This window comes from Microcoleus sp. T3_D1, from assembly GCF_036700405.1.
Taxonomy (GTDB): domain Bacteria; phylum Cyanobacteriota; class Cyanobacteriia; order Cyanobacteriales; family Microcoleaceae; genus Microcoleus.
In genome coordinates this window covers 1-25,011 of record NZ_JAUBOV010000095.1, presented here as the reverse complement: position 1 = coordinate 25,011, position 25,011 = coordinate 1, and the positions used below count along the sequence as shown (strand labels likewise).

Below are 25,011 nucleotides of genomic sequence, written 5' to 3'. Positions count from 1 at the left end.
TTTACCAGTTTGACTTCGATACCTCTTTCTTCGAGAATTTGAAAGGCACTTATCCAATAGACTCCTGTCGATTCCATCGCTATGGTCTCTACTCGACATTCCAACAACCAAGACGCCATCTCAATTAAGTCAGGCGTAAAACAGCCAAATTTACGCACATTCTGTGGCGTTCTATCCGGTGGGACACACACCCAATGTTCTTCTGACCCGATATCTATGCCTGCGGCATTTGGGTTAATCTGTGTGAAATTGGACATTTCACCCCCAACAGGTTTGTTGGTCTGGCGTCTGCTCATTAGATGACTCCCCTTCGCGCTCAAACTTTTAGGTGTCCCGATCGGTGGGCCGAAGAGATGTTATATTCTCCTAAACGGGATAGGGAATTACCCCTTCACCAATGTCATAACCATCATGCCCACGACCACGCTCTAAATCAGGCTCACAATCGCACCATTGACTTGTCGGTCTTACTCTCAGGACACAGGGATAATATATCCGATCGCTGGCCACTTTTGGGCTAGCTTTACTGTTTCTTTTATTCATAACCGGCGTGCGACGCCGGTGGAACGCTCTTAAGAGGACTAATGAGTTCTTCAGTCCTCTTAAGAGGACTTTCGCTTTGAGACAGGGGTTTCAACCCCTGTCGGACTTTCGGTTTGACCTTAAGTTGACATCTATGAGCATTGCAGTGTCCTCGGTATCATTCCGGTGCAACCGGAATTGATATCACACAGGGTGCGGCGGCTTTTTTCAACCATTCAATTGTTGCTGCATCAAGTACGGGTTCCAGTTTCTCGACTACAGCAGCATGATAATTATTCAACCATGCTAGTTGAGTCTTTGACAGTCGATCGACATTTATTAATTTGCGCTCAAACGGAATATACGTCAGCGATTCAAATCCGTACCAAACCGTACCGTTTTTTGATGGCATTTCCCTGACAACATAGAGATTTTCGATGCGAATTCCGCCCCATCCTGGTTCGTAATATCCCGGTTCGATGCTCGTTACCATTCCGGCTTCTAGGGGATATTGTACCGATTTGCTGATGCCGTTTGGCCCTTCGTGACCGGCTAAAAACGCGCCGACTCCGTGCCCTGTACCGTGTCCGTAGTCTAGCTGTTCTTGCCATAATACCGCACGGGCGATCGCATCTAATTGCGCTCCCGTTGTTCCTTTGGGGAATTGCTGCATTGCACAGTTGATGTGCGCGATTAACACTGTGGTGTAGTGTTCTATTTGTAGCGCCGTCGGTTCTCCGATACTTACTGTTCTCGTATCGTCGGTTGTACCTGCTAAATATTGTGCGCCTGAGTCCAATAACAGCAGTTCGCCCGGTTTTAACGTTATTTCAGGGCTGGGGGTTCCGTAATGTACGATCGAGCTATTGGCTCCCGCACCGGCGATCGTTCTAAAAGTTAAAGTCTGAAAATCAGTTTCTTGCTGGTAAAAATTTTCGATGCTTTCTTTGACATCAAACTCGGTAACTACCTTACCATTTTCTAGCTGTTCTGTCAACCACTTTAAAGTCAAAGTTTTCGCTCGACTTGCTTTAAAATTGGCTGATTTCATCTGCTCAATTTCTACGGGATTTTTGCGAGCTTTCATCCCTTCTACCGGATGTGACTTAAAAACTATTTCGATGTTGTAAAACTGTGCTTCTTGATGGTTTAATATTAACTGGTACGTGCCTGCTGTGCTGTGTTTTGGGTCTAAAAGTACCCGAACTTTATGTGGCAAATTTACGCAAGTCTCTAATGTATGCGGATAGTCGGCGTAGGGAAGCAAAGTTACATCCGCCCGCAATTCTTGCTTGATTTCTAGCGAAATCCGTTCGGGATTTGTAAACAAAAACGCTGAATCTGTGGTGACAATGGCATAGGATATGAAAATGGGAATGTGGGGAATATCCGAGCCTCGGAGATTGAACAGCCACGCTATTTGATTCAGGTTGGTAATTGGAAGCACATCAATGTTGGCTTTTTGCATCGCTTCCCTGACTCTGGCTAATTTTTCGGCGGCGGTTTCTCCTGTCAGGGATACAGGTAAGCTAAATATGGGCTCTGCATCAATTGCGGGTAAAGTCTCTGCTGTTTGCCAAGGAGTTTGCGATCGCACTTTGTCTGTCAAATTCTCCGGGATTGGTATGAGCTCAATCTCCGCCGTTGCAAATTTTTTCACCCAATTTTGATATTGCTCTGTCGCTACGGTAAATGGGTCAAAACCAAGGCGAATTTTCCTTGATTTTTCTGCCGATTCTACAGCCAGTTTTTCTAAAGTTTCAATTAAGGTTGAATTTCCTTCTAAGCCGAGTTTCGATATTTGAATAATTCCCGTATCGACTTGCAATTCGGCTTGTTCGTAATAGCGGGAATCCACAAACAACCAAGCGGAATCTTTGCCCACCAACAAATCGCCGGCGGAACCCGTAAAACCGCACATCCAAGCTCGCCGCTGCTTCGCTGCTGGAACTGATAAGTTTAAATGTTCGTCAACCGCTGGGATGTAATAGCAATCTAAGTCGTAATCTGCCATCAAATCACGCAAGTCTGCCAGTTTTGCAGCGGAGGTATCTTGGATATTTGTATTTGCTTTTAAATTAGTGGCAACCATGTTGAATCTTCCTATTTTACTTGTTTAAAATTGTCTTCAAACCTTTAACTAATCTCCTAATACCTGCGGTGGCGGTTGCTTTTTCCAAAGCACCGTAAGCAACGCGCAAATAGCAGCCACTATCCATGCCGAAGGTTGTACCGGGAAGCACTGCTACGTGATATTCGCGAATTAATTGTTCTACTAATTCCATTGTATCGAGTTCAGTATCAACTTTCAAGAAAAAGTAGAAGGCTCCGGCGGCTGGGGAAATTGTACACAAGTTTTGGATGGTATTGAGTTCGTCTAATACGAGTTGTCGCACAGATGCGATCGCCCTTACATAATTATCGCAGTAACCTCTACCAACTTGCAAGGCTCCCAGGGCTGCATACTGAGAAATTACCGGCGGACAAATCAAGATTGTATCTTGAATCTTTCTCACAGAAACGAGCAAGTGTTCTGGGATTACCATATACCCGATCCGCCAACTCGCAAAACCGTAGGCTTTGGAGAGGCTAAACAGAGAAATTGTATGTTCGCTGCTGTTGGGAAAAGCGGCGGGCGAACAGTGTTTGACACCGTTATAAGTAAAATATTCGTAAGCTTCATCGCTGATGTGATAAATGTTGTGCTGGCGACAAATTTCGTTAACTTCCCGGAGTGCTTCGCCCGGATAAACGACGCCAGTTGGGTTGTTAGGTGAAACGGTGACGATGGCTCGCGTTTTGTCGGTAATTGCTTTTTTTATAGCATCGATATTAAGTTGATAGTTGGCGTCGGTTTCTACTATCACTGGTCGGCAATTTGCCATAATTGCCGCCATTTCGTGATTGAAGTAATAAGGTGATTGGATAATAACTTCGTCTCCCGCAGAAGTGATGGCGAGAATAGCGTTGGTAAATCCCATGTTGCTGCCTGCGGTAACGACAATGCAGTTTGTGCTGTTAATTTCTATGTCGTTATCGGTTTTAAGTTTGGCTGCAATAGCATCTTGTAATTGTGGAATTCCTTCCACGGCTTTGTATTTGTGATTATCGGGATTTGCAAAGAATTCGGGGATTTTTTCAAATGATTCTTGTGGCGGATTGTAGTAAACTACGCCTTGTCCTAATGATATCGTTCCCGGATTTTGGCGAATCAGTTCGCCAACTACTGGAATTATGGGCGACTGTACCGATTGCATTCTAGTGGGGTAATTTTTCATATAATATTTGTTTCTTGGGGCGTTAAGTAGATTGACAGAACTTACAGATTAGAACCCCGAAGTATTGCAGAAGTCGGGGTTGTGGGGATTTTTTTTTGAGATTATTTAATGATTTACGCTATCGCAAATCCAGTAAATTGCCGTACATAAGGCGCTCGAAATCCCAACACAATATCTGTTTGAGGGACTCCAAATTCTAGAAATTGATTGGCAATTCCTACTTCCGTAAAATCGCGCTGAATCCAAATCTTTCCATCTTTGATATCAACATGAATGGGACATCCATGAATTCGTTCTTCATCCCGCCATCCCACATACAACAATAAATAGCGGTCGCGTTCCGTATCGAAAACAATTTCAGTGGTTTCTACATCTTGCTCAGACTGCTCTGTCGCGTGTTGATGTATGACTTTCTGAACTAACTGGCGATAATCTAATCTTTCCATAATGTTATCTCCTGTCCCTTCACATGAAAAACCAGCATCTTTATTTGATATCGTTCTAACACAGTTTGAACAAACGAGTCTGTAAAAAAATCTTGATAGATATCTGTAGGCACTGCCAAATACAGCACTCGTTCTGATTCCAATTTTTCCAATGCTACTCGATAATTAAGAAATTGACCAACAGCCGTATGGAATTCTGACAGCGCCGACAAGCCCACAAAACTTTTTACTTCTACTGCTATTTTTTGCCTCCCCTTTTCGGCAGAAAGTAATTTCTCTCCTCCCAAATCTATCTGCATTTTTACTTGAGAAGTTACTTTTAGAAACAGAGGATCGTGAGTAATTGTCCATCCATCTTTCTCCAAAGCCGCACGTACTGTGTTGTGAAAGATATCTTTGGCTGACATGATTTAAAAAACTGTTTTACTATATTCAAAAAGTATCTATTGCGATAATTATAACTTAGCAAGTGCCGACAAACAAGTAAAAAGTCTAAATTTTTGACTAAATTATAGATTGAAAATAGCGATCGTGCTAAAATGAAATATCAGCTCATAACAGGAGAAAGTTCCTATGTCAACGATGACTGTCAAAGATGTTGAGCAAGTTCAAACCGCTTTTTCCGAAGCGGGTTTAGATTACCAAATTGAACTAGAAGACGGGAGACTTTCAATTATGGGCCCATCTGACATCGTATCTAGTGAAATCAGCAGCCGTCTCATTGCCTTTCTTTTCGCTTGGGTAAATCCCCGCCGTCTCGGACGAGTTTTTGACTCCGCAGGCGGCTTTATTATGCCAGATACTAACGTCAAAGCGCCCGATGTTTCCTTTGTGCGCGCCGCACGATTGCGCCAAAGTCCGCGTTATTTTGGACAGTTGGTTCCCGATTTGGTGGTAGAGATTAAGTCTCAAAGCGATCGCACGCAGCCTATCGAAACCAAGGTTTTGAAGTTTGTTGAGCTCGGAGCGATTGTTGGAATTGCGATCGATCCTGATGCAGAAACAGTGAAGATTTATCGAGCGGCTGGCGAACCACAAATTTTACAAAATGGCGATATCTTAACATTACCAGAACTTTTCCCCGGTTGGGAATTGCCCGTTTCAGAATTGTGGCCTCCTATCTTTACAGAAGAAGAAACACAATTCTAGACAAACTACAATATATCGCAAAAAGTAGAGACTTAAACTCTTTCAACTTCTATTCTAGAACCTTGGGGGGATTTAGACACTTTAACTTGTGCGGGCAATCTTTCGCCCAATTCTCGAACGTGGGTAATCACTCCAATCAGCCTGTCTCGCTGCCGCAAAGATTCTAGAATTTGAGTAACGCTTTCGAGAGTTTCGGTATCTAAAGTACCAAATCCTTCATCGAGAAACAAGCTGCCCAAGTGAGCTCCTTGAGACAGTTTTTCTGACAAAGCTAAAGCCATTGATAGGGAAGTTGCAAAGGTTTCGCCACCGGAAAGGGTTCGCACTCGTCTAGCTTCCCCGCCGTTCCAATTATCTGCTACCCAGTATTCGCCGTCTTGGTTTTTTAGTTTGTAGCGATTTTCGGTTAATTCTTGCAAAATTAATGTGGCGCTGCCGACTAATTCTGCTTCTAAATGTTCTAAAATGTAGGATTGAAATTCGTTGGATTTGAGATTCTGCGCTAAGGTGTGATAAGTTTGCTCTTGTTCTGTGAAATTTGTGATTTGCTGTGACAGTCTTTCGGCTTGTTCGAGATTTTGGGCTGCTACTTGAATCCAAGCTAAAAGTTCGGCGCGGTTGTTGTTGGCTTGTTTGAGGTTTTCTTGGGCGGTATGTTTTGCCGTTCGCACTTGTGCTAAAGTATTTTCATCGGTAGTTCTGCCTGCGATCGCCTCGCTCAAATCTTTCGCCCGCGTCTCTAACTGAATTTTTGATTCGCGGTGAGAGCGAATAGCATTTTCCCATTCTGATTGTTCCTTAACTGTCGCAACCGCTGCTAAAAATGTCTCTTCTGTGAAATCAGCCGCCGTTAATTTTGCGGACCAATCCAGGTTTAGCTGCTGTTTATGAGCCTGGGCTTGCCCAAAAGCCTCTCCAGCTTGTTGCTCTCTCTCTGCGGCTTGAATAACCTTATTTTGAGCAGTTTGATAGGATTTTTCGGCAACTTTTAGCAGATTTGCCAAGTCTTGCTTGTCTTGTTCTAAGACTTTTGCTAAATTAGCATAAGGTTGATATTCGGTAATTTGATAAAGCGCATTTACACAACTTTGGAACTGCTGCTGGCGGCGGTCTGATTCGGCGATCGCATCTTGATATTCTTGCTGTTTAGCTGCTTGAGTCGCCACCGCAAAATTAAATCTTTCCTGAAAATTATCATATTCCAATGATGCCAGTTGGAACTGCTGTTCGGTTTCGCGGTATTGGCGATCGCTCTCTTTAAGGATTGCCAACTCCTGCTGCAACCCCAAGCTTTCCCACTGAGGATTTTCCAGAACTTGAGTGATTTGCTGCTGCAATTCGGCAACTCTATTCGCAGTTAATTCGAGCATTTGAGCAATTTCCGACTCTTTTTGCTGGCAAGCTGAAGCTGTACTTTTTGCCTCAGCAGCCAACCTTTGAGCATCTTGAAAAAGCTGATTTGCCGCCGCAAATTTCCGCCGCAAACCAGCGACATCGACAATATTAGAATCTGGCAAAGGAGGGAGGCTCTCGCTCTCAGGATGCACCCCCCCGCACACCGGGCAAGTATCGCCAGAATTAAGCGACATTCTGATAGCAGCCACACTCTCTAAACGTGCCGCTTCCGCATTAGCGGTTTCCGCCACCTCTAACTCGCGGGCGCACTCTTTTAGCCTGAGTTCAACGGCTTCTAAATTAGTGGTAGCCTTCACATAATTTTGTTGAGCTTTTTCCTTATCTGCCAGAGATTTATCCAACTGTTCTTGCTGACTCTTTTGCTGCTTGGTAAGTAGCTGAAGTTCCATCAATAAGGGTGAAATTTGCTGCAATTGCTCTAAACGCTTTCCTCCCCGCGCATACTGTTCGAGCTGTGCCGCTGCTTGAGTAACTCGAAAACCCGCACCTTGAATTTTAGTGTTAGCAGTTTGCAGGTCTTTATCTGCTGCCATAAAAAGGCGGAGTTTTTCCTGTTGAATTTTTTGGGCCAGCGCCACTTCTTTTTCTAATTGAGCGCGCTGTTCTTCATATACTTTAGCAGTAGCTAGAGCATCTTCGCGAGCCTTAATTTGTGGCGCTAGCACCTCTTCTTTGGCTTTTGCCGCGTCAAGTTGCTGCTGCTCTACTGCCAGCTCAGAGCGAGCTTTAATTAACTGCTTTCGCGCTGCCACCGAGGCACTTTGGGCAGTTTCATACTGACTGCGAGCCGATCGCACTAAAGCCCAATCTCCCTGTAAATGATTGGCAGCTTGCGCTCTTTCTAAACGCTGTGCTAAAATTGTAACCTCGGCGGAATTAGCATTTAATTTAGCCAGTTGTTGTTGCAGCTCTTGCCAGCGAGCGAGTTGCGAAAATAGCTGTTCCTCTTCATCTAGATCCTTCTGAGCTTTCATAACGGCGCGATCGAGCTCAGGCAACTGCTGCTCTAAAATCACAAGTTGCGATCGTCTTTGATCCACCTCATCCGCCGTCGGCGCACTTAACTCACCTAGCTGCCTTTCCACCATTTCCCGTTCCTGTTTCAGCAGCTTTGCGAGTTCATTTGTTTCCTTCCGCATCTGCTCAAAAATCTCAAATCCGGCTAGCTGTCGCAAAATTTCCCGGCGTTTTGATGTATCCCCTTTAATAAACTCATCAAACTTGCCTTGAGGTAGAACAATTGCTCGCGTAAAAGTATCAAAATCCATTCCTAAAATCTGTTCAATGGTATTTTGAACAGCAACGATACTCGTCCCCAAAGTTTCCCATTGGCCATTTTGCCAGTTGTCCAAAATCACCTTATTTTCGGGAGATTTCGGACGGAAACGCCACCTTCGCGTCACCCGATACTGTGCCGAACCCACAGCAAAACGCAACTGCACTTTTAAATTTTCGCTGCCTTGACTCGCCAAATCACTTACTTGTTTGCCACTGCGAGTAGTAGTGCCAAAAAGAGCGTAAGTCATGGCATCTAGCAGTGAAGATTTGCCCGCACCTGTAGCACCAGTAATTGCAAACAAATCGAGTTGAGAAAAATCTAAACGCTGTTCGCGGTGGAAGCTGGTAAATCCTTCGAGAATAAGTTCGAGTGGACGCATACTGATTTTAGATTTTAGATTTGGGGTTTTAGATTGTTATATTCCGGTCTAGTGTCTTCCTTCTACAGTCTTCCCGATCCCCCCTAACCCCCCTTAACAAGGGGGGAACAAGAGTATTATCAAAGTCAACCCCTACTCCCCTTCTTAAGGGGGATTTAGGGGGATCTAGACTCGACTACAAGCGACATTGAGCGTGGGTTTCAGTCTTAAAACTATGTGAAATTTGAGAGTGTAGGTTGTATCTTTTTACCCATTTAATTGTTAACTGTTTCCTTAAACTTCTTGTACAAATTTTTAAATTCCTCCAATACTGCCGGTTTCGGTGTCGTTCCCAATCGGTTTTGGTAATAGTTGCAAAACTCGGCTGCCGGATCGAAATTATTGGGATCGATATTAGTTATTTCGGTTGGTTCTAGCGCTGCATCTGGATAGCGCGGTTCAATTAACAGCGCTTGAGAACAGATTTGGCGCACTCGATCGGCAAGTCCGATTTGCGGACTGTCCAGTTCGACAATTACTTTCAAGAAACCCGGATGATACTGATGAGCTTGTAAAGTTTCATCGAGATTGTCGTTATGACATTTAAGCACTTTTAACGGCTTGTGGCAAGCCACAGGCTTAAATTCCACCTTTGGCTGACTTCCCGGCTCCACTTCTATCAAGCAAAATCCTTTTTCCTGTTCCGCTTCTCCAAAATCTAACTGAATCAAAGAACCGGAATAATAAGCGGGAGAAGTCTCAGAAATCCGCTGGTGAATGTGGATGTGTCCGAGGGCAACATACTGAGCTTCTGGCGGCAGAGTTTCCGATGAGAGCAGGTATTTTTCTCGCGTGTAATAAGCGACTTCGGATTTTGCCAATCGAGCGCCGTCAATGCTCATGTGTCCCATGAGAATATTGACAGTATTGTCTCTAAAATCTCTGGTTAAATCTTCGAGTAAATATGCTACGATTTCGCGGTAATCTTTTCGGCGGTCGGCATCGCCCGACTGCCAGAGAGAATTAGCATCTAACAGTCTTTGTTCGGAAGCAAAAGGCATCGCTCCCACACAAAGTTTACCACTTTTTGTATTGAGAGTAATCGTGCCGCCGTCTGCCGATAGCCTGGGTTTGCCTAAAGCGCGAACACCGGCGAGGGAAAGCAATTGCGCGATGCTGTCGATGCGGGATGCCGAATCGTGATTACCGGCGATCGCAATTGCGGGAATTCCGGCTGCTTGGAGTTCGCAGAAAAAGTTATAAGCAATGCGTTCGGCGTAAGCGGGAGGGTTGGGTACGTCGAAAATGTCGCCGGCAACGAGCACAGCATCGACATCCAAGGCTTTTGCTTGCTTCAAAATCTGTTCGAGGGCGATCGCAATTTCGGAAGTGCGATCGATCCCTCGGAAACGCCGCCCTAAATGCCAGTCAGCAGTATGAATTATTCGCATAGTACAAGTGAATTTCAGACTCGATGTATTCTATCACTTATATTCAGTCCGACGGACGGTTAACTCGAATCAGCATACCTCTCAAAGTTTCCAGATTAGAAATAGCCTCATTAATCCGCGCCGCCAGCCGCTGCCAATTTTGATCGCTCGTGCATACAATAATCCCATTATGGTCAGAACTTAACCTGTGCAGTCGAATAAAATCTGGTCGGTTTAGTGTCACAATGGCGCGATTCGTGCTAACAGCAAAAGCTAGAACTTCTTCATCAGGAATCTTTTGATTGGCCTTCCCCGCTTCTTGAACTGTAAGGACATCATGCCCAAAATTACGCAGTATTTTTACGACCGGAAGAGGGTATTGTTCATCTGCATAAATACGCGCCACAGTTTATGCCTCTTCTTGTTCTCTAATTGCTCGGTCTATCTCATCCACGTGTGCCTCAGCATAAGCAAAACCATTTACTAAATCGGCAGCACTGAGATCGGGATGACCTTCTAAAATATGAGCATCGCTAGCACCTTGACGCCGATAACTTATCAACAGCCAAACAGGAATCCGCGTTTGTCGGATACAGGCTTCGCCACCCATTACACCAGGAGTCTTTTGAATTCCCGACCAAAAATTGCTTAAACTTTGGGCTAGTAATTGTATAGCTTGAGCTTTTTCTTCGGAACTTAATGCAAGGAGTTGCGGTTGTAATTCTTTTAGTGTCATATTCGTTATTCGTACTAAGTAGTAAACACATATAATTGGGATCACTCCTCAAACTATTTTAGCACTTACCATCCCAAATTGTATTCAATATATTTCCTTACTAATCCTAGCGTACTGCACACCCAACTCGATAAAAATGTAACTCAAAACTTTCATTCAACAGGCTTCACCTCGTGAAACCGAGTATAATCAACCACCCGCCCTCCAGTCGCCGATTTCAAAAGAATATCTACAAACCGCATATTCCACATAATTTCAGACGCTACAAAAGAATGTCGCGCGTGAATAGTTTGCGAAACTGTTTCGTCAATTCCTGTTAAAGTAATTACAATTTCCGCTTGCTGTTCCATCAAGTCTTGGGCAGTAAGTTGGTACAAAGGACTGCTCTCGTCAATTGCGTGCATAACCGTCCAAGTTAATGCAAAAATCGGAGAGTGACTCCGCACCAATTGCAAATCGTAAAAACGCCGCATAAATACTCCTTCCGATGTTACCTCTTCGCGGATCAAAGTAGCTCGTTGCTGCGCTTCTAAAATTTGGTTGAAACGCTGATTTGCAGTGCGGTACATCAGAGTGGGAACACCGTTGAAAGGAGCGATCGCAGCTACGCGGCTGAAGATAACTCTAGCTGTTGGTCTGGAAAATCTCGAAAAAGCCAGTCCCGTTACCATCGCCACTCCCCACAAACCAAAAAGCGCTTGGATCGCGACTATAGTATTAGCGTAATCCGTGCGCGGATACATAGAACCGTAGCCGATCGTCGCCATTGTTTGCACGCTGAAATAAAAGGCATCTGGGAAAGAACCCGGCCGCGCGTTAGCAATGCAATCTCCTCCCGCCAAGTAAGCTAAGGCAAATAAAGAATTTGTGACTGTATAGGAGAGACAAATCAGCATGAAAAATTGTGGCCAAGAAAGAGTTAGTAGCCTGTGGTAGAGGTCGGCAAAATGCAGGCGAGGTACTCCCAACTTGACAATATTTAAGGGGAATTGTCCTTTGCGACTGACTAAACGAGCCTGTAGCTGGTGGTTGCGGTGAGTTTTCATTGCGATTTGTAACTCCTGCTGTTTCAATTTGTAACTATTGCTTGGAGCGGGAAAAGTTATCCTTTAGACTGATTTCTGATTCCAAAAATTCGGATACAAGCGGAGTTTAGAAATGGTTGAGCTTAACTGGCATGACTATCTCGTTATGGTTTCTTTTGTGGCTTCTATTGCGGGTTTAGTCCTGCTGGGTGATAATCGCAACTCGCAGCCAACGGACGATTCCCTACGGGATAGCTTCGCTTCACGCACTTTGAGCGAAGAAATCCTAATCAAGATGAGCTTTACTTACTGGATAGTGTACTGCATCTCTTTTTTCGGGCTAAAACTTCACCTACCAGAGGATAGCTGGTTATTGCTCAGTTTGAAGCTGACTACGGTTCTTTCTTACTTGTTGACTGCTTCTAGCATACTCAGCCTGCCGCTGCAACGCATGGCTGTCCGACGAGTTGAAGATTAACAAAAGGTGTTTGTAGTGAGGACTTCAGTTCTTTCGATCGCGGTGAAGAAAAACTAAAGTCCTGACTGCAAAGCTATTGGAGTTATATTACCGGGCAATAAGCTCACAGCTAGCTGTGAGCTTGTTTAATGGTTTATTATCTCAGGGATGCAGACTAACGCGCCCAAAATGGCTAGGGTCGATCGCACTCGTACTTGAAATTGCCCTTCTCTTCCTGCTTTCCCTTGGCTGCGGCAATCTCAACGAGTATCCCTTGGCCAACCCAGCCCATTACGGCATAGCAGTAGGCCACGAACTTAGGATCGCGAATTAAATAACTTACAATTTTAATTGTTATTGTGGGATGGGCGTCCCGCCCGTCCTTTTTGGCCGGGCGGGACGCCCATCCCACAAACTTGTGGAAGTTATTTAATTCTCATTCCTTAGTGACACATTCGCACATCCTTTTCCCTTCTTCCTTGATATTTTTAATACCGAATTCGCGGGTCAACGTAAGCGTTCAAAATATCAATTACAATGCTGGCAATTACGACAATTGCCGCAAAAAACACCACTATACCTTGAACAGTTGGATAATCCCGCAAGCTAATCGCTTCGTAAAGGCGATTTGCCAACCCCGGCCAAGAAAAAGTAACCTCTGTTAAAATAGCACCGCCCAACAGTGCAGCAAAAGTCAATCCTAAGACAGTAATCACCGGAATTAGTGCATTTTTTAGAGCGTGAGCCCATAAAATCTGCAATTCGGGAATGCCTCTAGCTCTCGCTGCTTCGACATAATCTGCTTGCAAAGTTTGCTTGAGATTCACTCTGACAATGCGCTCGAAAATGCCGCTCAAAAGAATGCCCAAGGTCAAACTCGGAAGTGCCAAATAATGCAAAGATGTGAGAAACTGACCGGGGTTAGCGCTCAGGAGACTGTCAATAGTGTATAGTCCTGTGTAGCCTTCGGGGGCGGGGAATGTCACGGGAAAGCGAGTTCCCAAGGGAAACCATCCTAACTGCACCGCGAAAATTAATTGCAAAACCATGCCGGCCCAAAAAGCGGGCAGCGAGTAAGTGATAATGCCAAACAAACGGCCGACAGCATCGAAAATAGTGTTGGGGCGGGATGCTGCTAAGGAACCGATACTGATGCCGACAATTAAAGCTATGGCCATGCTACAAACTGCTAATTCCACTGTAGCGGGGAAATAATCTCCGATAATTTGCCACACGGTTTGTCCGCGAGTGGTGATGGAGGTTCCCAAGTTCAGACTGAATAAGTCTTTCATGTATTTGAAATATTGCTCCCACAGGGGTGCGTCGAGGCCGAGTTGGGTTCGCATTGCTTCTTTGGCGGCTGCGGGAGCTCGTGAGCCGAGAATGGCATCTATGGGGTCGCCCGGAGTGGCCCGCAACAATAAAAATACTGCTGTGGTGATTGTCCACAACATTAGCGGTGCCAGAAGCAAGCGGACAAAAATATAAGATTGCAGGGCTTTGGAACGAGACATAATATTTGGGAATTGTGAAGAAATCAGTCATTAGTCATTAGTCATTAGTCATTAGTCATTAGGCAGATGTTCAAGGCAGATGGCAGGTGGATGATGGAGGATGGAAGAAACAGATATTTTATATCTGCGACTTCTGTGTCGCGAATCAGGGGAATTGGGAATTGCGAATAGACAGTTGAGTTGATTTTTGCGAAAAAGTCGATGGGAGCATCTCAGTTTTGCATTTACAGTGCGAGCGTCCCCGCTCGCGTATTGTAGTGCGAGCGGGGACGCTCGCACTACAATAAAAAAAATGCTTTTTACAAAACTGAGATGCTCCCAAAGTCGATCGACTTTTTCGCAATTCCCGATTTTTCTATTCTCCCAGCAGCGATTCAAATGCAGCTTGCAAAGACTTGATATCGCCTACTCTGGCTACTAACAAGTTTTCGCTGCCGGCATCCTGCAGCCTGTGTCTCCAATACTGGATGCTATCAGAGTTGTTCATCCAGAAACTAATCACGGTGTCTACAACTCGATCGACATCCCAGCCTTGCTGAGGAGAAACTGTCTCTACGGATGCCACAAACGCATCGAGAGTGCACTTCCGGTTTGCTAAGTATTCTACACCGGACGGCTGCTGTTGTTGCAGCAATTCCTGCTGCTGGTTGAAAAACGTTAAAGTTGGAGATACGCCCAGGATTTCAAATGTATAGTTCATGTCATCCTCCAGAAGTATTATTTTGCCCAAATATCGAGCGTCCAAAAAAGCCAAAAACGCTTTACTTTGCTGGCGTTGATTAAATGCAGATGCTTCAATTATCCTCTTTGTAGTCGATGGCTTACGCCCCGCTACGCTACGGGATTTTGGCGGCTTATCTTATTAATAGCAAATTTTCCAACAGCGGATTGTCACATAATTTACATTTGTCCTCGCACTGTAGAAAAAATTAAAATCTAATTTTTATTAAGCAGGCGTAAGGAAGACAATGGCCACCCGGAGAAAGTGAGCTTATTTTAGATTTTAAATTTTAGATTAAAAAATTGAATAATTGGCAATGACTGATGACAACCAGGGTGGGGAGCACGGGCCTAAAGTTGCTTTTTTTCCGGGGTGTGACTTTTTGACCGGGAGTATGCAGAGCGATCGCCACATTCAGGCAAGTAGTGGCATGATTAATATTACAATTTTTTACAGTAGCGGTGGAAATCTCAGCCCCGTTTTGAGCGGGCGGCTACCGCACTTCACTATTGCTGTACAACTTTGTAACTTATATCTAGGGCATCTTTTAAACGACAAACGATACGCAAACCTGGTAGGTGTCACAATATTAATGTTATTGAAAAGTCTGAGCAGTTGTGTGATGAAAAGCTCGCCCAAGATGTCACTGAGCCTTGTTTTGTTGATACCGCTGGTGGTACAAATCTCCGTAGCAGTCGGCGTGACTGGATGGCTGTCGTTTCGCAACGGCCAGAAAGCCGTCAATGACCTTGCTACGAGGTTAAGCTTGGAAGTTGCAGCGAGAACTAAAGAAAATTTCCGCAGTTTTGGGGATGTGTCTCACCTGTTCCTGCAAATGAATACTGCTGCGATCGCGTCTGGAAACTTAGACCCGCAAGACTTCCCCAACTTAGAGCGCTATTTGTGGAACCAGACCAAGCTGAGCGATCGAAATACCACCATCTACTACGGCGACGAACAGGGAAAATTCCTCTTGCTCAAGCGAGAAGCAGAACACTTAGTATACATCAGAGACGAATCAACGGCTCCCAACCGCGAAATTTATCGCCTCGACAGCCAAGGAAATCGCACTGAGCTAATCCAAACCGTCCCCTATGACCCCCGTACTAGACCGTGGTACCAAGCTGCCAAACAGGCAGGAAAAGCCACTTGGTCTCCCCTCTACGTCTTCGCAGCCTCGCCAGTGCTGGGGATTACGCCGGTGATGCCCATCTACAGCCAAACGGGCAGCCTGCAGGGGGTACTGGCCATTGACCTGACTCTTTCTCAAATCAGCGATTTTCTCAAAAGCATCAAAATTAGCCCGTCGGGACAAGTTTTTGCGATCGAACGCAGCGGGAAAATAGTCGCCAGTTCCACAGACGAATTGCCCTTTGTCACCGGCCAAGACGGACAAGAACGGCTGTTGGCGACTAGGAGCAAAAATTTGCTAATTCGATCGTCTTCCACATACTTGCAACAACGATTTGGTAGTTTTGAACAAATTAACAGCCAAGGACAGTTTACCTTCGAGATAGACGGCAAACGTCAATTCATTACCGTTGCTCCCCTGCAAGACGGCCGCGGCCTCGATTGGCTGATTGTAGTCGCCATCCCGGAAGCCGACTTTATGGAGCAAATTAACGCCAACACTCGCACAACTATCTTATTGTGCTTTTTTGCCTTCGTAGTGGCGATCGTTCTGGGAATTTTCACCTCTCGCTGGGTTGTCAAACCGATTACCCGATTGTTGCAAGCTTCCAAAGCTTTAACAAAAATGTCCGAATCATCCGACTTCACATCATCCGAATTAGACGGGGAGGTCGAAGTTCAAGGCGTCAACGAACTCGGTCTCCTAGCTCAGTCTTTCAACCAAATGGCCAGACAATTGCGATCGTCTTTTGTTGCCCTAGAAGAAACCAACTCTAGTTTAGAACAGCGAGTAGCAGAGCGGACGGCCGAACTCGAAGCCGCCGAAGCAGAATTGCGGGCTTTGTTTGCAGCTATGAACGAATTAATTATAGTTGCGGACGCCAGCGGTCGCTATTTAAAAATCGCGCCCACAAATCTTTCTCTGCTCTACAAACCAGCCGAAGAATTAGTTGGCAAAACAGTCACAGAGGTGTTTCCGCAAGCTAGAGCCGACAATTTTCTCAACTACATCCGAGCAGCTTTAGACACTCAGCAAACAGTCAGCATCGAGTACGATTTAACCATTGACAACCGCGAAGTTTGTTTTGCTGCCAGCATTTCACCGCTTTCAGAAGAATCCGTCATTGTGGTAGCCCGCGACATTACCGAACAGAAGCGAGCCGAATCGGCGCGACGCCAAAGGCAAAAACAATTGCTCAAACAAAATACGGTTTTGGTAGAATTGGCAAGAAATAAAGCGCTGTATCGAGGCGATTTGCAAGTAGCTTTGAGGCAAATCACCGAAGCAGCAGCTCATACGCTACAGACAGAAAAAGCCGGCGCGTGGTTGTACGATGAAAGCCGATCGAAACTGGAATGTCTCGACCAATTTAGCAGCAGCAACCAGCAACATTCCCAAGGTGCCGAACTGACAGCAGCAGACTATCCAGCTTATTTTAAAGCTTTGGAAGAACACCGGACGATCGCAGCCGATGATGCTCTCTCAGATGTTAGAACCAGAGAATTTGGGGAATCTTACTTTGCAAAAGTGGGTACTACATCAACCTTAGATGCGCCGGTGCGGCTGGGAGGACAAACAGTCGGAGTCATCTGTATCGAACAAGTGGGAACTCCTCGTAACTGGACATTAGAAGAACAAAATTTTGCTGCTTCCCTCGCAGATTTGGTATCATTGGCGATCGAAGCCAGCGAGCGCGATCGTACACAAAGCGCTTTGCGTCAAGCAGAACAAAAATACCGCAGCATCTTTGAAAATGCCGTCGAAGGCATTTTTCAAACAACCCCCGAAGGCCACTTCTTGAGCGTAAATCCAGCTTTAGCCCGCATCTACGGCTACGCCACTCCCGAAGAATTGACATCAAATGTCACAAACATCAGACAGCAAACTTACGTCAATCCTCAGCAGCGCGAGAAGTTTATGCGGGTGATGGAAGAATTCGGAGAAGTTTCGGGGTTTGAGTCACAAGTTTACCGCGCTGACGGCAAGGTAATTTGGATTTCCGAAAGCGCGCGTGCAGTGTGCGACGCCGACGGCGAGGTACTCTACTATGAAGGCAGCGTCGAGGATATTAGCGATCGAAAAGTCTTTGAATCCGCCTTGCAACTCGCCCTAGAAGCAGCCGAAGCCGCTTCCACCGCAAAAAGCGCATTTTTGGCAAACATGAGCCACGAACTGCGAACACCTCTGAATGCCATCATCGGCTATAGCGAAATGCTCCAAGAAGAAACCGCAGAATTGGGTTACGATGAACTCACCCCAGATTTAGACAAAATTCGCAGTTCCGGCAGACACTTGCTATCGCTAATTAACGACATTCTCGACATTTCTAAAATCGAAGCCGGCCGCATGGATCTTTACTTAGAAACCTTCGACATCGCCGCCTTGATTGAAGAAGTCGCATCCACCGCCGCGCCGCTAATTGAGAAAAACGGCAACATTCTCAAGTTGCACAAAATTAGCAATATCGGCACTATGCACGGTGACATTACCAAAGTGCAGCAGATTTTATTAAATTTGCTGAGCAATGCCGCCAAATTCACTCAAAACGGTACAATTACCCTCACGGCCAGCCGAGAAAAAATCGCCGACGACAGCAGCGAAGCAAAACAAGAAAACACTTCTGAACCTGCGGCAAGTTCAGAATCTTCAATTGCTAGTAAAGAATTTTTAGTGGTTAATTGTACAGATACAGGAATTGGGATGACTCCCGACCAGTTGCAGCATATTTTCCAACCCTTTACCCAAGCAGACGCTTCCACCACGCGCAAGTACGGCGGCACCGGTTTGGGACTAGCAATTAGCCAGCGTTTTTGCCTAATGATGGGCGGCAATATTGCAGTAAAAAGTCAGGATGGTGTGGGTTCTACTTTTACGATCTGGTTGCCAGTTAATCTGCAAAACTAGGGTGGATGGCACACGCAGCATTCAATTTCAGGAAAAAAGAATGCTGGCGCACCTTACAAAAGAAGTTCCCCTAAAACAAGGGGAATACAAACCAAGTAGGGAAACTAAAAGTAAAAAGAACCTTGTGTTTAGGTTTTATTTTTTACTTTTATCTTACTCATCACGGCTGTGTACTTGGGTTAGATTCTCCATTCACCACCCCCGTAGTATCTATCTGATCGACGATCTCTTGTTTTCCAGTTTCAATAAACCATTTATACTGCTCGAGCGTTTCGGGACGAGCACTCTCCAAACACATTTTTCTCCAGCGGGGTTTCTCTTTTGTATCTTTTTTTTCTTCCAGAACATCTTCTAGCAAGCAATAAGCCATCCCTCCACCGAGCTGTTTTCCTTCAATTGCTTGGTCAATAGCAACTGCTTGTCGGATTTCTTTTTCAGCCGCTTGATACTGTTTTTGTTTGAGCAGTATCCAGCCCAAGTTTAGACGCAGTTCATAGTTGAGTTGAGCATCTTCTTTCCTAACCCGTTGTAATCCCATCCGCAGTAAAGTTTCAGCAGTAACCCTATCGTTTTTACTAAGATAAACGCGACCTAAATTATTAAAGGCGCGAGCCTCCCCTAGGTTTAACACTTTTTCATATTCCTTCCTCGCTAAATCTATAGCTCCTAAAGATTCGTAGATTTGTCCCAAGGCAATTGGAATCTCCCAATTATTGGGGTTTATTTTGGCCGCTTGCTCGTATTTCCCTTTAGCTTTTTCCAGTAAACCTTTTTCGTAGAGTTTTTTTCCTTCTCGATAGTTCCATTCCCCAATCCGAGGCAAAGAGTTATAGACTCCCACAGAAGCCAACAATAACATTGCGGTAATTCCCAAGGTTACTTGACTGTGAAACTGGGGAGAAATATTGAGTTTTTGGAGCAGATTTTTAATCTTTTCTTGTCCTGTGTCCTGCAAGGTGTGGATTACCGTCAGAAGTAACCCTCCCTGTCCGAGTAGGCCAAAGGTCTCAGCGAAGCTGATTCCTCCCGTGGAAAAGAGTTGAACGAAGGTTGTCATATAGGCCCCTACCGCCGTCAATCCCGCGATTGTCAGCCCGTTGAACAACGGATCTAAGCGATTTGAGGGGGAAACTTCCTCGTCGGAAGTCGGTTCGAGAAACCACCACCAAGCTTCTGGGGAGGGGTGAAATGTAGCTCGCCATTCTGGCAATTTTGCTCCTCTGGCGATCGCATTGGCTTGTTGTTTCAGGAAGTTGTCTAATTCGAGTAGTTTAGCCAAAGTTTCTACAGAAAGCTGGGTTTTTTCGCTGAGTGCTTCTTTGATGGCATCGCGAGTAACTAAAATATGGAGAATGGCTATTTCTGATGGTTCAGACTTTGCCAATTTTAGGTGAGCGAGAGCATCAGTATATTGAGCTAAGGCAAATTCTAATTTCACGATCGGAGTTGAATAATTAGATTACTGAAAAAAGTTTAGCGCAAATTGCAGGTATATACTTTAAGATAATTGTAGCCCACAGTTGCAGCACATTTTCCAACCCTTTACCCAAGCAGACGCTTCCACCACGCGCAAGTACGGTGGCACCGCTTTGGGATTAGCCATTAGCCAGCCTTTTTGCCTAATGATGGGTGGCAATATTGCAGTAAAAAGTCAGGAGGGTGTGGGTTCTACTTTTACCATTTGCTTACCTGTTAATCCTTAACTAATCTTGGTATTTTTGAGCTATCCTTGTATTACCAAATCTCGTAGGGGCGGGTTCATCAACAATCTTTGGTTCACATCCAAAATATTCATAAACCCGCCCCCACCAAACCAATTAAGCCTGATTGCGGAACAAGTTTTTGAGTATCTGCGATGGGTGGGGGCGGGTTTTTTAGTTCGGGGAATTGATGATATAAATTTGGGTGAACCCGCCCCTACAAATATTGGAATTCCCACTTACCAATTCCCACTTACCAATTACCCAGTCCCAATTACCTTTGAATGCTTCTCGGATCGAGAGCATCCCGCAACCCATCCCCCAATAAATTAAACGCCAAAACAGTCAAAATAATCAGTATCGCCGGAGGCCAAACCAACCAAGGCTGCAACACTAAAATTGAAGCATTAGTAGACAGGGATAGTAAATTTCCCCAAGAAGGATCTGGCTGTTGAATTCCCAAGCCAATTAAACTCAAAACCGACTCCGCCACAATAAAACCCGGAACCGCCAAAGTAGCAGAAATAATTACATAAGTAGCAGTTTGTGGCAAAACGTGGCGGACAATAATATAAATTGGATTAGCCCCCATTGCCCGCGCCGCTTGCACGAATTCTCGTTGTTTAATTGACAGTACCTGACCGCGAATTACCCGCGCCAAACCCGCCCAATTGATAAATGAAGTAATCAGCACAATCAATATAAATCGCTGAGCACTTGTCAATCCCGGCGGCAACACTGCTGCTAGCGCTACTAATAAATAAAGACCGGGAATCGTCATCAATACTTCGGCAAAGCGCATTAAAATACTGTCAATCCAACTTCCGAAATAACCCGATAGTCCTCCTATAAACAATCCCAACGGAAAAGAAATTGCTATTCCTACTAAACCGATGCTGAGGCTAATTCTGCTGCCGTGTACTAAGCGACTGAATTGATCGCGAGCTTGTTCATCCGTGCCTAAAAGGTTAATTTGACCTTCTCCTGTAGTACCAAACAAGTGCCTGTCTAATGGCAAAACTCCTAAAAACTTATAGGGAGAACCTTTGACAAACAAACCTAGAACCGAGGGTTTTTGCCAGTCTACAATTACCTCACGAGCGCCGGTATTTGCATCCACCGGGCCCTGAGTAGTCGGATAAACGTGGGGCCCGATAAAGCGCCCGTCTGGGGTGCTTAAATAAATCTGAGTCGGTGGCAGCAATGAACCGTTTAATTGAGAGTCATAGGGGTCGTAAGGTGCCACAAATTCGGCAAAAAGTGCGACTGTATAAAAAATTAACAGCAGCACGGCTCCTAACCGAGCTAGAGGATTGTTTCTAAGATTTTGCCACCATTTCATAATTTTTTAGGTTTGAGATTTTAAGTGGGTTAGTAATCAAGACTAAAGTTCTCAAACTTCTTTGTAGGGACTTTAGTCTTTTCTTAATTGACTCAGCAGCCAAAAGTTAATTCCTGACTTATAAAAGTTTTCATAACTGAATTACTTACTACCATAATTAGACTACTTTTGTTCATCGGCGACCAAGATTATTCTACTTTGATCTTCTGGTATTTTCCCCAATTCCTCGCCGCTAAAAGGATTGTAGAAAAACGAGCCTGTTTGGGGCGGCAATTTGGGATTGAGTACAATTTCTACTATACTTTTTACAACCCCAGTGAGCGGAATTGCCAGGATAACTCCCAACAATCCTCCCACTCTACCTCCTAACAGCAAAGCTGTGAAAATAACTACCGGGCTCAATCCGGTGAGATTGCCCATAATTCGGGGAGCTACTAAATTATCCTTGATTTGCTGGAGACCGATCGCCACTACCAACACTTGCAGCGCCAGCCACCAATCAATAAACGCTACAATTATACTAACAGTGCCAATTCCCAAAGTTGCTCCAATAAACGGAATTATTTCCGTCAATCCTATAAATACCGCAAACAACAGAAAAAACGGAACTTGCAGCCACCAAAAAGCCAGAGTCAAGGAGATGGCCATCAATAGTCCCAGCAATAACTGTCCCGATACAAATCGCTGGAGGTTTCGCTGCAAAGTCTCTGTTAAAACATAGCGAATGTCTGGGGAAAAAATACTGGTCAAACCCTGCCACACTCTTTGCCCGTCTAGGAGCATATAAAAGGAAATCACCACAATAAAAATCAAGTCCAAAAACCAGTTAACAGTACCGACAACTAAGCCTAAACTCGTACCTGCGAGCGCCTGCACTTGTTCCTGCACTTTCGCTGATAACTGCTGCTCCAATATTTGCACGTTAAACGGTAAATTGCGCTCCGCACTCCAGGCTTGAAATTCACTTAGCTGCTGCCGCCCCGACTCCAGCAACTCCGGGAACCTCACCCCCAACTGGCTCGCTTGGCTGAACACCGGCGGCACAATAGTTAAACCGATTACTACTACTGTCACACCCGCAGTTAAATAAACCAGCCCCGCCGCCACTCCCCGCGGCAAAAATACTTCCAGTCTTTTTACTGCATAATTTAATAAAAATGCAATTAGTCCCGCTGTTACTAAAATGCTGACCAGTTCCCCAACATAACTGACTGCTGTCAGGGTAAACCATCCCGTCACTAGCACTAGCAGCCAAGTAATTAGAAACTGTTGGACGGGAGAAAAAAGACTATTCATTTTGATTTTTTTAAATAAAGTGGCACAAATTTTTTATTTTTTAACCGATGTGCCGTATTATACAATAAACACATTAGAGTATAGGTTAGAAATAATTCAGTTCAAGATTAGACTGACATTTCTCAGCATTGATAGATAGGTGACGGCCAAGCCACTTGGGGAGAGACAAGGCCAGCCCGATCGCCCCGACGATCGCCCATCGCGCTAATATTCAGTATGCCCCAGAGGCAGATCAAATTAAATGTCGATCGCACCAACTCCGATCTATTCGCCATTGTAAGGTGAAATGGCGCCGCACTCACCCAAAAGGGGGACGCGGCATTGCTGAGGCTATCCGCTAAAATGAATCAAATATAAAAACCGCAATCTTTCTTTACAATAAAAAAACCAAAGGCTAATAGCGGCGAGAGGAACTACCGTGACCAATCAAGTTTTTTCAGAAGCGGAAGAAAAGCCACCCCTTCCCCCCGTGGAGAGCGGGCGCGACAGGAACTCAGCAGTGGCTATAACTGAAAGTGAAGTCTCAGACAACTCTCGCTGGCAATTCTCCGGTGAGGATGATGAACGAGAAGTGGCGCTGGAAGCTCCAGAAATCGAGGAGGAACAAGTTTGGGAACCAGAAGCAACTGAAGTTGGGCCCCGCAAAGAAATCAGGTGGCCTGCCTTGTTGGCCGGCGCAGGGATTGGCGTTGCTGCAACGTTGCTAGCAGTAAACTTGACTGGGGGCAAACAGAGTTCACCTGCGGCAGTTCCAATTCCACCGGCAACTCAGCAGGCGACGGCTCCGACGGTGACAGTGGCGCCTGTGGAATCTGCCGAGGTGGGTGAAACTCTGCAAGCGACGGGCACCGTGGCAGCCTATGACTTGCTGCCGGTGCTACCACAAGCCAACGGTTTGCAAATTAAGCAGGTGTTGGTGGCCGAGGGAGATGCGGTAGAAAAAGGTCAGACGATGGCGGTTTTGGACGATTCGGTGCTACGATCGGAAATTGCCGAAGCGCTTGCGGGAGTACAATCGGCCAATTCTACGGTAGAACAAGCCGAAGCTCAGGTACAGCAAGCTCAGTCAGCCCAACAAGAAGCCCAAGCCGGCGTGGCTCAAGCCCAAGCTGGCGTTGAAAAAGCCATCGCTGACGCAGCGCAAGCCAGAACAGGCGTCGGGCAGGCAAGAGCCGGTGTGGAACAAGCTAAAGCCGGTGTCACTCAAGCTAAAGCCGGCATTGCCTCCGCTCAGGCTAAATTAGATCAAGCTCAAAGAGAAGTAAATCGCACCCAAGATTTGGCGACTCAGGGAGTAATTAGTCAGCAAGATTTGGAAAGGCGAAAGACGGAACGGCAGACTGCTGTTCAAGACTTGAACAAAGCTAAAGCTGACTTGAATACAGCTTTGCAAGAACAGAATAAAGCAGCGGAAGAAGTGCAATCTTCTCTTGCTAAAGTAGCTACTGCGGAAGCTAATATCAGTACGGCTAGAGCGGCCCTCGCCAGCGCTCGTGCTAAAGTGAATACGGCCGGAGCGAGTGTCAGCAGTGCCAGAGCAAATGTCGGAAATAACGCAGCAAGTGTCCGCAGCAATGATGCACAAGTCAAACAGTTACAAACTCAACTAGAACAAACTATTGTTCGAGCGCCGGATAGTGGCACTGTGGCTGAAAGAATTGGTCGAGTTGGCGATGTTTCTTCGGGAAATCAAAAACTATTTTCGATTATTCGCGGCAACAAGCTGGAACTGCAATTGAAAGTGCCGGAAACTCAGATTTCGCAAGTGCGGCCGGGAACAGCAGTGCAAATTACTTCGGATTCTGACAAGCGGATTAAGTTGTCAGGAACTGTGCGAGAAATTTCGCCGATAGTTGACCCGCAAAATCGGCAAGCTACGGTGAAGATTGATTTGCCGACAAGCGAGTATTTGCGATCGGGAATGTTTTTGCGCGCATCGATTTCGACGGCAAAGGCTCAAGGTTTGAAAGTCCCCGCTAAAGCTATTGTGCCGCAATCTGACGGCAGTTCTATTGTTTATAAACTTGTGGGCGAAGACAAGGTACAGGCTCAACCGGTGGAAGTCGGGGAAATTTCTGGGGGTGCTGTGGGCGATTTGACTGCTGCTAAGGTGGTGGTTAAAAAGGGTTTGAAGGCGGGCGATCGCGTGGTTGTTACTGGGGCTGGTTTTCTTAAGGATGGTGCTGAGGTTAAGGTTGCTAAATAGGTTATTTAGAGTTAGGGTTATTTCAGGGTAAACGCATCTTAATTTCAACCTAAAACATGATAAGATCAAGTGTTTAGCTAAATCAAGTGCGTAATTGATA

The 25,011-nt window shown here is 45.5% G+C and carries 21 protein-coding genes and 1 pseudogene; 6 read left to right on the top strand and 16 right to left on the bottom strand.

The window, feature by feature from the left end; all coding sequences use genetic code 11:
- The 5 genes from QT992_RS29115 to QT992_RS29095 form a co-directional block, all read right to left on the bottom strand.
- Nucleotides 1-257 (bottom strand): IS110 family transposase (locus tag QT992_RS29115; RefSeq protein WP_333378349.1); only part of this gene is annotated, 257 nt, incomplete at its 3' end.
- Nucleotides 258-700: 443 nt separating this feature from the next.
- A complete protein-coding gene (locus tag QT992_RS29110; RefSeq protein WP_333378346.1) occupies nucleotides 701-2,614 on the bottom strand; it encodes an aminopeptidase P family protein in 1,914 nt (637 codons plus the stop codon).
- Between the two features lie 16 nt (nucleotides 2,615-2,630).
- Nucleotides 2,631-3,800: a pyridoxal phosphate-dependent aminotransferase gene (locus QT992_RS29105; RefSeq protein WP_333342639.1), complete on the bottom strand. Its 1,170-nt coding sequence runs from the start codon at nucleotides 3,798-3,800 to the stop codon at nucleotides 2,631-2,633.
- A gap of 113 nt (nucleotides 3,801-3,913) precedes the next feature.
- Nucleotides 3,914-4,246 carry a XisI protein gene (locus QT992_RS29100; protein WP_333291072.1) on the bottom strand — a complete coding sequence of 111 codons (333 nt, stop codon included), beginning with the start codon at nucleotides 4,244-4,246 and terminating at the stop codon, nucleotides 3,914-3,916.
- Nucleotides 4,234-4,653 carry a XisH family protein gene (locus QT992_RS29095; protein WP_333322188.1) on the bottom strand — a complete coding sequence of 140 codons (420 nt, stop codon included), beginning with the start codon at nucleotides 4,651-4,653 and terminating at the stop codon, nucleotides 4,234-4,236. Before QT992_RS29095 ends, QT992_RS29100 begins: the two co-directional genes overlap by 13 nt.
- A gap of 166 nt (nucleotides 4,654-4,819) precedes the next feature.
- On the opposite strand from QT992_RS29095, the gene QT992_RS29090 reads away from it, so the two are divergent.
- Nucleotides 4,820-5,395: a Uma2 family endonuclease gene (locus QT992_RS29090; RefSeq protein WP_333056752.1), complete on the top strand. Its 576-nt coding sequence runs from the start codon at nucleotides 4,820-4,822 to the stop codon at nucleotides 5,393-5,395.
- 32 nt (nucleotides 5,396-5,427) lie between these two features.
- Here QT992_RS29090 and QT992_RS29085 read toward each other — a convergent pair whose 3' ends face one another.
- The 5 genes from QT992_RS29085 to QT992_RS29065 all read right to left on the bottom strand — a co-directional run bounded on the left by QT992_RS29085 (nucleotide 5,428) and on the right by QT992_RS29065 (nucleotide 11,660).
- Nucleotides 5,428-8,469 (bottom strand): SMC family ATPase, encoded by a 3,042-nt coding sequence (locus tag QT992_RS29085; protein ID WP_333342636.1) that lies wholly within the window; start codon nucleotides 8,467-8,469, stop codon nucleotides 5,428-5,430.
- A gap of 254 nt (nucleotides 8,470-8,723) precedes the next feature.
- Nucleotides 8,724-9,899, bottom strand: coding sequence for an exonuclease SbcCD subunit D (locus tag QT992_RS29080; RefSeq protein WP_333342633.1), 1,176 nt, complete (start codon nucleotides 9,897-9,899; stop codon nucleotides 8,724-8,726).
- Between the two features lie 43 nt (nucleotides 9,900-9,942).
- On the bottom strand, nucleotides 9,943-10,284 hold the full coding sequence (locus QT992_RS29075) for a DUF5615 family PIN-like protein (protein ID WP_333039224.1): 342 nt from the start codon (nucleotides 10,282-10,284) through the stop codon (nucleotides 9,943-9,945).
- Nucleotides 10,285-10,287: 3 nt separating this feature from the next.
- Nucleotides 10,288-10,614 (bottom strand): DUF433 domain-containing protein, encoded by a 327-nt coding sequence (locus QT992_RS29070; RefSeq protein WP_333281911.1) that lies wholly within the window; start codon nucleotides 10,612-10,614, stop codon nucleotides 10,288-10,290.
- Nucleotides 10,615-10,766: 152 nt separating this feature from the next.
- Nucleotides 10,767-11,660 carry an ion channel gene (locus tag QT992_RS29065; protein ID WP_333342629.1) on the bottom strand — a complete coding sequence of 298 codons (894 nt, stop codon included), beginning with the start codon at nucleotides 11,658-11,660 and terminating at the stop codon, nucleotides 10,767-10,769.
- A gap of 112 nt (nucleotides 11,661-11,772) precedes the next feature.
- On the opposite strand from QT992_RS29065, the gene QT992_RS29060 reads away from it, so the two are divergent.
- Nucleotides 11,773-12,117 (top strand): hypothetical protein, encoded by a 345-nt coding sequence (locus QT992_RS29060; RefSeq protein ID WP_333322180.1) that lies wholly within the window; start codon nucleotides 11,773-11,775, stop codon nucleotides 12,115-12,117.
- A 172-nt stretch (nucleotides 12,118-12,289) separates the two neighbouring features.
- Here QT992_RS29060 and QT992_RS29055 read toward each other — a convergent pair whose 3' ends face one another.
- The 3 genes from QT992_RS29055 to QT992_RS29045 all read right to left on the bottom strand — a co-directional run bounded on the left by QT992_RS29055 (nucleotide 12,290) and on the right by QT992_RS29045 (nucleotide 14,310).
- Entirely contained in the window at nucleotides 12,290-12,508 is a 219-nt protein-coding gene (locus QT992_RS29055; protein WP_333378343.1) for a hypothetical protein, read from the bottom strand.
- A 76-nt stretch (nucleotides 12,509-12,584) separates the two neighbouring features.
- Entirely contained in the window at nucleotides 12,585-13,610 is a 1,026-nt protein-coding gene (locus QT992_RS29050; protein ID WP_333205958.1) for an ABC transporter permease, read from the bottom strand.
- A 355-nt stretch (nucleotides 13,611-13,965) separates the two neighbouring features.
- The gene (locus tag QT992_RS29045) at nucleotides 13,966-14,310 is read right to left on the bottom strand and encodes a hypothetical protein (RefSeq protein WP_333055663.1); all 345 of its coding nucleotides are present in this window, start codon (nucleotides 14,308-14,310) and stop codon (nucleotides 13,966-13,968) included.
- A 643-nt stretch (nucleotides 14,311-14,953) separates the two neighbouring features.
- Here QT992_RS29045 and QT992_RS29040 point away from each other — a divergent pair.
- Nucleotides 14,954-18,367, top strand: a complete 3,414-nt coding sequence (locus QT992_RS29040) for a PAS domain S-box protein (RefSeq protein WP_333342776.1) — start codon at nucleotides 14,954-14,956, stop codon at nucleotides 18,365-18,367.
- A gap of 160 nt (nucleotides 18,368-18,527) precedes the next feature.
- Here QT992_RS29040 and QT992_RS29035 read toward each other — a convergent pair whose 3' ends face one another.
- Complete coding sequence (locus tag QT992_RS29035; RefSeq protein ID WP_333322001.1) at nucleotides 18,528-19,805, bottom strand: tetratricopeptide repeat protein; 1,278 nt, start codon at nucleotides 19,803-19,805, stop codon at nucleotides 18,528-18,530.
- 79 nt (nucleotides 19,806-19,884) lie between these two features.
- Here QT992_RS29035 and QT992_RS29030 point away from each other — a divergent pair.
- Nucleotides 19,885-20,070 (top strand): annotated as a pseudogene (locus tag QT992_RS29030) (ATP-binding protein); the annotation flags it as partial.
- 271 nt (nucleotides 20,071-20,341) lie between these two features.
- Here QT992_RS29030 and QT992_RS29025 read toward each other — a convergent pair.
- Together QT992_RS29025 and QT992_RS29020 are read right to left on the bottom strand one after the other, a co-directional pair.
- On the bottom strand, nucleotides 20,342-21,409 hold the full coding sequence (locus QT992_RS29025; RefSeq protein WP_333342772.1) for an ABC transporter permease: 1,068 nt from the start codon (nucleotides 21,407-21,409) through the stop codon (nucleotides 20,342-20,344).
- A gap of 162 nt (nucleotides 21,410-21,571) precedes the next feature.
- Nucleotides 21,572-22,705 carry an AI-2E family transporter gene (locus tag QT992_RS29020; protein WP_333321997.1) on the bottom strand — a complete coding sequence of 378 codons (1,134 nt, stop codon included), beginning with the start codon at nucleotides 22,703-22,705 and terminating at the stop codon, nucleotides 21,572-21,574.
- Nucleotides 22,706-22,860: 155 nt separating this feature from the next.
- Between QT992_RS29020 and QT992_RS29015 the strand changes: the two genes are divergently transcribed.
- Nucleotides 22,861-23,046: a hypothetical protein gene (locus QT992_RS29015; protein WP_333321995.1), complete on the top strand. Its 186-nt coding sequence runs from the start codon at nucleotides 22,861-22,863 to the stop codon at nucleotides 23,044-23,046.
- A 77-nt stretch (nucleotides 23,047-23,123) separates the two neighbouring features.
- Nucleotides 23,124-24,911, top strand: coding sequence for an efflux RND transporter periplasmic adaptor subunit (locus QT992_RS29010; RefSeq protein ID WP_333342774.1), 1,788 nt, complete (start codon nucleotides 23,124-23,126; stop codon nucleotides 24,909-24,911).
- Nucleotides 24,912-25,011: the final 100 nt, after the last annotated feature.

Excerpts from the sequence above, each read along its gene's own strand:
- QT992_RS29020 (WP_333321997.1), bottom strand. The coding sequence starts at position 22,705 with ATGAATAGTCTTTTTTCTCCCGTCCAACAGTTTCTAATTACTTGGCTG.
- QT992_RS29085 (WP_333342636.1), bottom strand. The coding sequence starts at position 8,469 with ATGCGTCCACTCGAACTTATTCTCGAAGGATTTACCAGCTTCCACCGC.
- QT992_RS29095 (WP_333322188.1), bottom strand. The coding sequence starts at position 4,653 with ATGTCAGCCAAAGATATCTTTCACAACACAGTACGTGCGGCTTTGGAG.
- QT992_RS29070 (WP_333281911.1), bottom strand. The coding sequence starts at position 10,614 with ATGACACTAAAAGAATTACAACCGCAACTCCTTGCATTAAGTTCCGAA.
- QT992_RS29040 (WP_333342776.1), top strand. The coding sequence starts at position 14,954 with ATGAAAAGCTCGCCCAAGATGTCACTGAGCCTTGTTTTGTTGATACCG.
- QT992_RS29100 (WP_333291072.1), bottom strand. The coding sequence starts at position 4,246 with ATGGAAAGATTAGATTATCGCCAGTTAGTTCAGAAAGTCATACATCAA.
- QT992_RS29025 (WP_333342772.1), bottom strand. The coding sequence starts at position 21,409 with ATGAAATGGTGGCAAAATCTTAGAAACAATCCTCTAGCTCGGTTAGGA.
- QT992_RS29110 (WP_333378346.1), bottom strand. The coding sequence starts at position 2,614 with ATGGTTGCCACTAATTTAAAAGCAAATACAAATATCCAAGATACCTCC.
- QT992_RS29080 (WP_333342633.1), bottom strand. The coding sequence starts at position 9,899 with ATGCGAATAATTCATACTGCTGACTGGCATTTAGGGCGGCGTTTCCGA.
- QT992_RS29105 (WP_333342639.1), bottom strand. The coding sequence starts at position 3,800 with ATGAAAAATTACCCCACTAGAATGCAATCGGTACAGTCGCCCATAATT.
- QT992_RS29090 (WP_333056752.1), top strand. The coding sequence starts at position 4,820 with ATGTCAACGATGACTGTCAAAGATGTTGAGCAAGTTCAAACCGCTTTT.
- QT992_RS29050 (WP_333205958.1), bottom strand. The coding sequence starts at position 13,610 with ATGTCTCGTTCCAAAGCCCTGCAATCTTATATTTTTGTCCGCTTGCTT.
- QT992_RS29060 (WP_333322180.1), top strand. The coding sequence starts at position 11,773 with ATGGTTGAGCTTAACTGGCATGACTATCTCGTTATGGTTTCTTTTGTG.
- QT992_RS29065 (WP_333342629.1), bottom strand. The coding sequence starts at position 11,660 with ATGAAAACTCACCGCAACCACCAGCTACAGGCTCGTTTAGTCAGTCGC.
- QT992_RS29045 (WP_333055663.1), bottom strand. The coding sequence starts at position 14,310 with ATGAACTATACATTTGAAATCCTGGGCGTATCTCCAACTTTAACGTTT.